The sequence below is a fragment of the Acetobacter fabarum genome, from assembly GCF_011516925.1.
In the GTDB taxonomy this organism is placed as follows: domain Bacteria; phylum Pseudomonadota; class Alphaproteobacteria; order Acetobacterales; family Acetobacteraceae; genus Acetobacter; species Acetobacter fabarum.
This window is the reverse complement of the sequence record NZ_WOTG01000014.1, coordinates 39,491-47,145: the sequence shown is the minus strand read 5'-3', so window position 1 is coordinate 47,145 and position 7,655 is coordinate 39,491. Positions and strand designations below refer to the sequence as shown.

7 protein-coding genes are annotated in these 7,655 nt (G+C 57.3%); 2 read left to right on the top strand and 5 right to left on the bottom strand.

What is annotated here, in order from left to right:
* Positions 1–388 precede the first annotated feature (388 nt).
* The gene (locus tag GOB83_RS12410) at positions 389–760 is read right to left on the bottom strand and encodes an HdeA/HdeB family chaperone (protein ID WP_086647105.1); all 372 of its coding nucleotides are present in this window, start codon (positions 758–760) and stop codon (positions 389–391) included.
* Positions 761–1,020: 260 nt separating this feature from the next.
* On the opposite strand from GOB83_RS12410, the gene GOB83_RS12405 reads away from it, so the two are divergent.
* A complete protein-coding gene (locus tag GOB83_RS12405; RefSeq protein WP_165926291.1) occupies positions 1,021–2,088 on the top strand; it encodes an NAD(P)H-dependent flavin oxidoreductase in 1,068 nt (355 codons plus the stop codon).
* A 29-nt stretch (positions 2,089–2,117) separates the two neighbouring features.
* Here GOB83_RS12405 and GOB83_RS12400 read toward each other — a convergent pair whose 3' ends face one another.
* The 4 genes from GOB83_RS12400 to exbB form a co-directional block, all read right to left on the bottom strand.
* Positions 2,118–2,726 (bottom strand): superoxide dismutase, encoded by a 609-nt coding sequence (locus GOB83_RS12400; RefSeq protein WP_086647104.1) that lies wholly within the window; start codon positions 2,724–2,726, stop codon positions 2,118–2,120.
* Positions 2,727–2,843: 117 nt separating this feature from the next.
* On the bottom strand, positions 2,844–3,686 hold the full coding sequence (locus tag GOB83_RS12395; RefSeq protein WP_165926290.1) for an energy transducer TonB family protein: 843 nt from the start codon (positions 3,684–3,686) through the stop codon (positions 2,844–2,846).
* Positions 3,683–4,120: a TonB system transport protein ExbD gene (exbD, locus tag GOB83_RS12390; protein WP_086647102.1), complete on the bottom strand. Its 438-nt coding sequence runs from the start codon at positions 4,118–4,120 to the stop codon at positions 3,683–3,685. Before exbD ends, GOB83_RS12395 begins: the two co-directional genes overlap by 4 nt.
* Before the next feature lie 15 nt (positions 4,121–4,135).
* Entirely contained in the window at positions 4,136–4,876 is a 741-nt protein-coding gene (gene exbB, locus GOB83_RS12385) for a tonB-system energizer ExbB (RefSeq protein WP_165926289.1), read from the bottom strand.
* A 469-nt stretch (positions 4,877–5,345) separates the two neighbouring features.
* Between exbB and GOB83_RS12380 the strand changes: the two genes are divergently transcribed.
* A complete protein-coding gene (locus GOB83_RS12380) occupies positions 5,346–7,649 on the top strand; it encodes a TonB-dependent receptor (protein WP_086647100.1) in 2,304 nt (767 codons plus the stop codon).
* Positions 7,650–7,655: the final 6 nt, after the last annotated feature.

The following is a 7,655-nucleotide window of genomic DNA, read 5'->3' as shown; positions in this document are numbered from 1 at the left end:
GAAGCAACAAGTCCTCAATAGGATACGATAAACCCGCCCAACCACGGCGGGTTTTTTTGTGGCTTGAACACCGCAGGAAAAACGGAAAATCATCCCAGCCTCAGCAGCTAGGCACCAGAAAAATTCTAAACGTGGGGGGGGTAGGCCATAGGTCGGGGGATTGTGCCGCTCGGGCTGCAGGCTTGTGGAAAAAGGGATATGGGACCGGATTTCCGCCATTTATAGGAATATGCGGAGTCGTTCCCGTTTTGGTTTATACACATTATCCACAGGGTTATTCACGGGGGATGTACCCTGGGTGTGAGTCAGGTTGAAAAGCGCTGCGCGTGGTAGCCGCAGGTCAGTAACGCAGCGCCGGCCGGGGTGGGGAAGGGACCACCCGCGGTGATTATTCCGCGCCCTGATGTTTTTCAATGTCGTGGAAGGCGCTTTCCACGGCCGTGTAGAACTTGGATTCCGGGTTTTCGATACAGGACTGTTTTATTTTCTCGGATCCGTACGTCATGTTGCTGACAAAGTCGTTCGGATTGGAATTGGGGTTGCTTTGCGAGAGATCGTTGCTCAGCCCGCTAATATAACCCTGCGCCCAGGCCATGAACTTTTCGTCCGAGCGGGGGTTGATATCCAGAAGCTTCAGATATTTTTCACAAGAAAAATTGCCAAGCCCGATAATACTGGTTTCAGCTTTTGCCGGATGCGAGACAAATAGCGCGAGGCTTAAAAGAAAAACGGTTTTTACGGTGTTATTCCGTAGCATCATGGCTCTTTCCTTCTGGTGCTAATATGCCTGTTGGGCTTTGCAGTGTGCCCTATGGCATATTTATGTTAAAAAATCTCTATGTTCATAATGCAGAGCCGGGTCAGGTCAGGGTTTTTTCTGCTTTAGAAAGAAAACCCATACATTTTATACATAGGTAATTATTCTATCGATTTTTTTCTGATGATTGTTGGACCGTACTTATGGTGCGGTTACGCAGGATAAGCCGGAGTGGCCCGGCGCACGGCAAAAGGAGGGCAGATATGTCTTTTATCGACCAGCTTGGGCTGAGTGTGCCGGTGTTGCAGGCACCTATGGCCGGTGTTTCCACACCAGCTCTGGCGGCCGCAGTCAGCAATGCCGGGGCATTGGGGGCCATTGGGCTTGGCGCAACGGATGCAGCTGGTGCACGAGGCATGATTGAACAGGTGCGCGCACGGACCGAGCGGCCTTTTAACGTCAACCTGTTTGTGCATGCCACGCCACAGCCCGACCCGCAGCGGGAGGCCGTCTGGCTGGATTGGCTACGCCCTTTGTTTGCACAGTATGGGGCACCCGCGCCTGCGGCATTGGCTGCGCCCTATACCAGTTTTGAAGATGACCCGGATATGCTGGCCATGTTGCTGGCGCTCAGGCCACCGGTCATCAGTTTTCATTTTGGTCTGCCGACTCCAGCCAAAGTGCAGGCTTTGCGCAGCACTGGCGCCATTCTGCTGGCCAGCGTGACCAGTCTGGCGGAAGCCCGCTTGGCCGAAAAGGCGGGTATAGATGCCGTAATTGCCCAAGGTGTGGAAGCAGGCGGCCACAGAGGGGTGTTTGATGCCGAAGCTCCGGATGATGCTCTGGGAGTATTTGCCTTAACGCGTATCCTTGTCCGTAAGGGGCGTTGCCCTGTGGTGGCCGCTGGTGGCGTTATGGACGGCGCAGGTGTGGCCGCAGTGCTGGAACTGGGGGCCGTGGCGGCCCAGATGGGTACGGCGTTTGTGGCTTGCCCCGAATCTGCCGCGGACCCGGCTTACCGGCAGGCGCTGTTGGGGCCAGCCGCATACCACACCCGGTTGATCACGGGTATTTCCGGCAGACCTGCGCGTGGGCTGGCTAACCGCCTGAGCGCCTGGCTTGAGCAGGAAAATGCTCCTCTGCCGCCTGCTTACCCCATTGCCTACGCTGCCGCCAAAGCCCTGAACACCGTAGCCAGAGCTGGGGGGGAAGCAGGGTTTGGCGCGCACTGGGCGGGGCAGGGCGCACCATTGGCCAGAGCTATGCCCGCCGCCCAGCTGGTCAGCACCCTAAAGGCCGAACTGGAGCAGGCCCGCACGCCGTGTGGGTGAGTGAGCCTGCGCCAGAGGTGGGGGAAGGTTCAGGCCGCTTTTAGCTGGGCTTCGGCAAACTCATAATTGGCCAGTTTGTCGAGGTAGTTGGTAATGTAATCCGGGCGGCGGTTGCGGAAATCCAGATAATAAGCGTGTTCCCACACGTCCAGCCCCAGCAGGGCCTGCCCCTGCCCTTCGGCCAGCGGGTTGGAGCCATTGGCGGTTTTGGTTACGGCCAGCTTGCCCGATGGGGTCAGCACCAGCCATGCCCAGCCTGACCCGAACTGCGAGATGGCGGCTTTTTTGAAGTCTTCCTTAAATGCTTCGATACTCCCCAGATCCTGCTTTATTTTTGCTTCCAGCGCGCCGGGAATAGCACCACCGTTGGGGGAGAGATTGTTCCAGAACAGGATATGGTTCCAGTGCTGCCCTGCGTTGTTAAAGACCGGAGCCAGATCGGCCTTGCCTTTGGCAGCCAGAATAATCTCCTCAAGTGATTTGCCCTGTAGCTCCGGTTTGCTGTCCACAAAGCCATTGAGCGCCGTAACATAGGCCTGATGGTGCTTGTCGTGGTGCAGTTCCAGAGTTTCCTGGCACATGCCTTTGCCAGCAAGGGCGTTATAGGAAAAGGGAAGAGCTGGCAGTTCAAAAGCCATAACGGTTTTCCTTTTATGTCGCGTTTTGGGTGCGCTGCCATGTGGGCGGCGTGGCGTTTGCGCCCTGTGTGGCGCAAAGCTGCTCCTGTCTGGTAACTCCCGCCCCGGCGGCTGGTTTCAGTCACTATTCTGTTTGAGGTCGAACTCTACGGGAACGGTCAGGGTAATCCGCTCGCCCTGTACACTTTCTGGTGGGCTGGGCAGGGGTTCTGCCCTGTGGACAAGGGCCAGTGTTTCCGCATCCAGCAGGGCATGGCCGGAACTGCCAGCTAGTCTGGCGGACAGCACGCGGCCTTTGCGGTCCATGGTAAAAGTCAGCAGTGCTGTGCCCTGTTGAGCGTTGGCCTGTGCCTGCGCGGGGTAGCGTTTGTATTTTTCCAGCCGCCCCAGTAGCAGGCCCTGCCATGTGGCAGGCTCGTGCGTGTTCTGGGCAGAGGCCAGCCCGGGCGGGGGGGCTGCCTGCGTATTGGCCGGGGCCGCCGCAAAGGCTGGTGGGGCGGTGGTTTGTTCCGCTGTTTTGCGCAGGTCTGGTGCGGGTGTGGGCAGGCGTGGTGCAGGTGTGTGCTTTTTAACAATCTTGTGGAGTTTTTCCGGCATTGGCACGGGCACCGGCGGGTTGGGGGCCGGTGCTGGCGGGGCGGAAACTTCCGGCGGCAGCTCGGGTGCCGGATCGGGCTGGGAGAGGGTCTGCTGCGGCCCCGGTGGTGCATCTGTCGGGGGGGCGGGAATGGAGAGTGGGCTGGGTGCCAGGTCCATGGCAATAGCGGGGGGAGCCGCATCCTGCATAGGAGCGGTGGGTGGTGGCAGCAGCAGGAGCCAGCCAAGAACACCCCCGCCAATGGCGCTGACCCCTAGAAGGGAAAACCCCCATAACCGTGCCTCGCGGCGCTGCTCCCTGCGTAGCCGCTCGGCCTTCCAGTGGTGGAAAGAGAATGGGAGGGGGGAAGCCGAGGCACTCATGGAACCTGTGCGCCTTCTTCCTGCCCTTGCAGGTTGACCAGAGCCACCTTGAGGAACCCGGCCGTGCGCAGCTTGTCCATGACGCTCATAAGGGTTGCGTAATCCACGGTTTTGTCAGCGCGCAAAAAAATCCGCTCGTCCTTATTCCCGTTTGCTGCGGTATTCAGGGCGGTGGGCAGGTCATTCTGAGCAACGCTGTTCTCCCCTACAGCCAGGGTCTGGTCGGCTTTTATGGTGACAAACACAGGGTTGTCTGGCCGGGGGGCGGGCTGCTGTGTGGACGATGGCAGGTCCACGGGTACGTTTACGGTTGTCAGCGGGGCCGTGACCATAAAAATGATCAGCAGAACAAGCATGACATCAATAAACGGGGTGACGTTAATTTCGTGCGCCTCATGGAGGGTGTCATCTGTATGGCGCAGGCGGATGGCCATGGCTGTGGCTCCCTTTTACTCTGCGCCGGTCGCGCGGCTGCCAAAGCGCACCACGCGGCCCTTGTCCAGCAGGCTTTGCATCCGCCCCAGATCGTGCGAGACCAGTCGCATGACAAGGGAGGCAATATCCCCCACCTGTGCCCGGCATGCGGCCGACTGGCGGGCCAGATGGTTGTAAATAACAACGGCGGGAATGGCCGCAACCAGCCCCAGAGCCGTTGCCAGCAGGGCTTCTGCAATGCCGGGTGCCACCACAGCCAGACTGGTGGCCTTGCTGGCGGCAATGCCGGTAAAGGATGTCATGATCCCCCAGACCGTGCCAAACAGCCCCACAAAGGGGGAGGTCGCTCCTATGGTGGCCAGCAGGCCGGTGCCACGCAGCAGGCGGCGGCTTTCTGCCGCTTCCAGCCGTTCAAGGTGCAGAACAATGCGTTCTTTCAGCCCTTCCGTATCGTCAGGAATATCCTGCGAGCGGGCACGCTCTGTTTCGGCGGCCATAACCAGTGTGTGGGCAATACGGCAGTCGCGCGTATGGGCTTCGGCCCCGTCCAGCGTGTCGGCTTCTTCCAGAATGGTTTCAGCCTGTGTCAGGCCTTTTTTCGTGCGGATGAGCTCTATGGATTTGGCGAGCAGTACCGTCCAGCTGAGCAGGCTGGCCAGTATCAGAATGACCATAACGCCCTGCACAATGGGGCCTGCGCCAAGGAACATCTCCCACGGGGAAAAATTCTGTGAAAGTTGCGGGGCAGAGGGCATGGTTCCTACCTGTTCAGTAACAATCCAGATATTGGCAGTAAGGGGAAAACGCCTTTTATTTTCTGTAGTTATGGCGTTTTTTCTGTCCCCGAGCGTACCGGGACTATGGTTTTTGCGCAGCTCACCCCTGAGCGGATGAGGCCTCGCGCGGTGCCTGAGCAATGCCTAAACGCGATTTTAATTGCAAGTGAGAATCTTTATCAAATTGGAAAAATCCAGAATTAGGCCGTCTGGTCCAAAAAATGGCGTTTTGCATTTAGCCTGATTATGTAAGGGGGAACCAAAAAAACAGCACCGGATTGGTATGCATTGGTTGTGGTAAATTTAACACAATCATCATATCAAGGCAATTGTCGTTATTGATAATCATTTGCATATCAGACCTGATTAAAATTATGTGGCGGTGTGTTTCAATCAGATTCTGAAAGCGTTCCGTCTCATCCCAAGGGCGGAACGGGGAGTATAGTGCATGGGTTACTCACAGCGGCCTCCAGCACAGGGCAAAACATTGCGCACCGCCATGGCCATTGGTGTTTCGGTGGGGTTTGGTTTTGCCGCAGGGGAGGCCGAGGCACAGGACCTGCCAGGTGGGGCGGAGCCATCCTCGTCTGATCATGCCATCAAACTGCCAGCCGTGCGCGTTGGTGGCCACGCCACGCAGGATGACCAGAACGGATACCAGTCTGGCAATACCAACAGCCAGATACTCAATATTTCCAGAATGCCAGATAGTGTGCGGGATACGCCGCAAACGATCAGTGTTGTCCCTCAGGAGCTGATCAAGCAGCAGCGTGCCTTTACACTGGACCAGGCCCTTAGCAACGTACCGGGCATTACCATGTCTACCGGTGAGGGCGCAGGCGGGCTTAACGGTGACCAGTTCCGTATCCGGGGTTTGCAGGCGCGGGGTGATATGTACACCGATGGCCTGCGCGATTTTGGCACCTACACGCGCGATATGTTCAATACCGAGAGTGTAGAGGTCATCAAAGGACCATCGGGTGAGTATTTTGGTGCGGGCAATGTGGGCGGGGTGATCAACCAGACCCAGAAGCACGCCCATCTGGGCAAGTCCTTTAGCTATGACCAGTCTTTTGGTAGCGGCCCCCTCTTCCGCGGGGAAGGGGACATCAACTACCAGATCAATAATGACATGGCCATTCGGGTGAACGGCATGTTCAACCGGCAGGATATTGTGGACCGGAATAACGTCAGCGCCAACCGCTATGGTGCAGCGGTGGATTTTGGTGTTGGCCTGCGCAGCAAAACCTCGTGGCATCTGACGTGGCAGTGGCTGGGGAGTGACAGCAACCCGGATTACGGGGTTAGCATGTTGCAGGTAAACGGCATTTATCGCCCGATTACCCAATACGGCCTGCCGCGCAATACCAGCTACACCCGCAGTTTCGACCGCGACCAGTCCAATATTCATACCATTACATCGGTGCTGAAATCCGAGGTCAATAGCTGGCTGACCATCAGCAACGATACGCGGCTTAGTCTGTACGAGCGTGACTATGCCGCCACCACCCCCGCCGCCTGTAGTGGGGCCTGCGCAACGGCGTTCCTTAATGGGGGCAACCCGACCCTGCCTTATGGTGCGGGTGGCGGTGCTGCTTACCGCCAGCAGGGCTGGGGGGTACAGAACGTGTTTATGGGGCGAGCGCGCTTTAACACCGGTTTTGTCAAACATGACCTTAAAGCCGGGGTGGATATAAACTATACAAGCGATTCACGCTGGCCGGGCAGCTATGCCAACCGCAGCAACGACCAGAGCATTCGCAACCCGCAATATCAAGCCAGCGGCACAACGCTCCGCTTCCCCGATGCAGGGTATGGCAACGCCAATGCGCGTGATCTTGGCCTGTTTATTGCAGATAAAATCCAGTTGACCAAACAGCTTGCCCTGTTTGGCACCGGGCGGTGGGATTCCTTTGCCAGTACGTACTATTCCCGCGCCACACAGGCGAATGGCCGTGCGGAGCAGAAGTCCGACCGTTGGAGCCCATCGGGCAGTATTGTGTATTCACCTTTCAAAATTGCTTCATTCTACTTCACATTTGCCCGCTCGTATAAGCCGGTTGGCACGGATGTGTCCTCTCAGGTCACGCTCAGGGCCACCACGCATGACGTGGCGCAAAAGGGGGTTGATCTTTCCCCCCAGCGGAGTGACCTGTTCGAGTTTGGTAGCAAGGCTGACTTCCTGAACAAAAAACTTGGGACAACACTGGCTTTTTTCCAGATCAGTGAAAACAACTCCCAGTACACCGACGTCAATGGGGACCTGACGACCGGCTTCGGGGATGCCGGGAGTGGCCGCCGTATCCGTGGTGTTGAACTGAGCGCAACCGGAAAGATTACCGACGACTGGCAGGTTTTTGCATCCTACTCCTATATGGATGGCAAGGTGACCCACAGCGCAACTTCCAATGGCAAAACCGCGCCGCAGGTGCCGCATAACACCATGTCGGTCTGGAGTTCGTACGACCTGTCCCGCGCACTCCTTAATCCGAACTGGGGTGACCTCAAGGTTGGGGGCGGGGTGCAGTATGCATCAGGTTACTGGGCTGGCCCGGATACGACCAACACCGCACGCATGCCGCACAACTTCAATTTTAACGGGATGTTGTCATGGGAATACAGGCATTATCGTGTTTCGTTCAATGCCAACAACATTACCAATCACCTGAACTACGCGTCGTCCTTCTCGGGTAGTCGGGCTGTGCCGGCTGCCGGGCGCACCTTTATTGGCAACGTTGGTGTTACGTTCTAACTCTAT

What these genes read in the sequence shown, in the direction of transcription:
- GOB83_RS12380 (WP_086647100.1), top strand. Translation starts at nt 5,346, where the DNA reads ATGGGTTACTCACAGCGGCCTCCAGCACAGGGCAAAACATTGCGCACC.
- GOB83_RS12405 (WP_165926291.1), top strand. Translation starts at nt 1,021, where the DNA reads ATGTCTTTTATCGACCAGCTTGGGCTGAGTGTGCCGGTGTTGCAGGCA.
- GOB83_RS12410 (WP_086647105.1), bottom strand. Translation starts at nt 760, where the DNA reads ATGATGCTACGGAATAACACCGTAAAAACCGTTTTTCTTTTAAGCCTC.
- exbD (WP_086647102.1), bottom strand. Translation starts at nt 4,120, where the DNA reads ATGGCCATCCGCCTGCGCCATACAGATGACACCCTCCATGAGGCGCAC.
- GOB83_RS12395 (WP_165926290.1), bottom strand. Translation starts at nt 3,686, where the DNA reads ATGAGTGCCTCGGCTTCCCCCCTCCCATTCTCTTTCCACCACTGGAAG.
- exbB (WP_165926289.1), bottom strand. Translation starts at nt 4,876, where the DNA reads ATGCCCTCTGCCCCGCAACTTTCACAGAATTTTTCCCCGTGGGAGATG.
- GOB83_RS12400 (WP_086647104.1), bottom strand. Translation starts at nt 2,726, where the DNA reads ATGGCTTTTGAACTGCCAGCTCTTCCCTTTTCCTATAACGCCCTTGCT.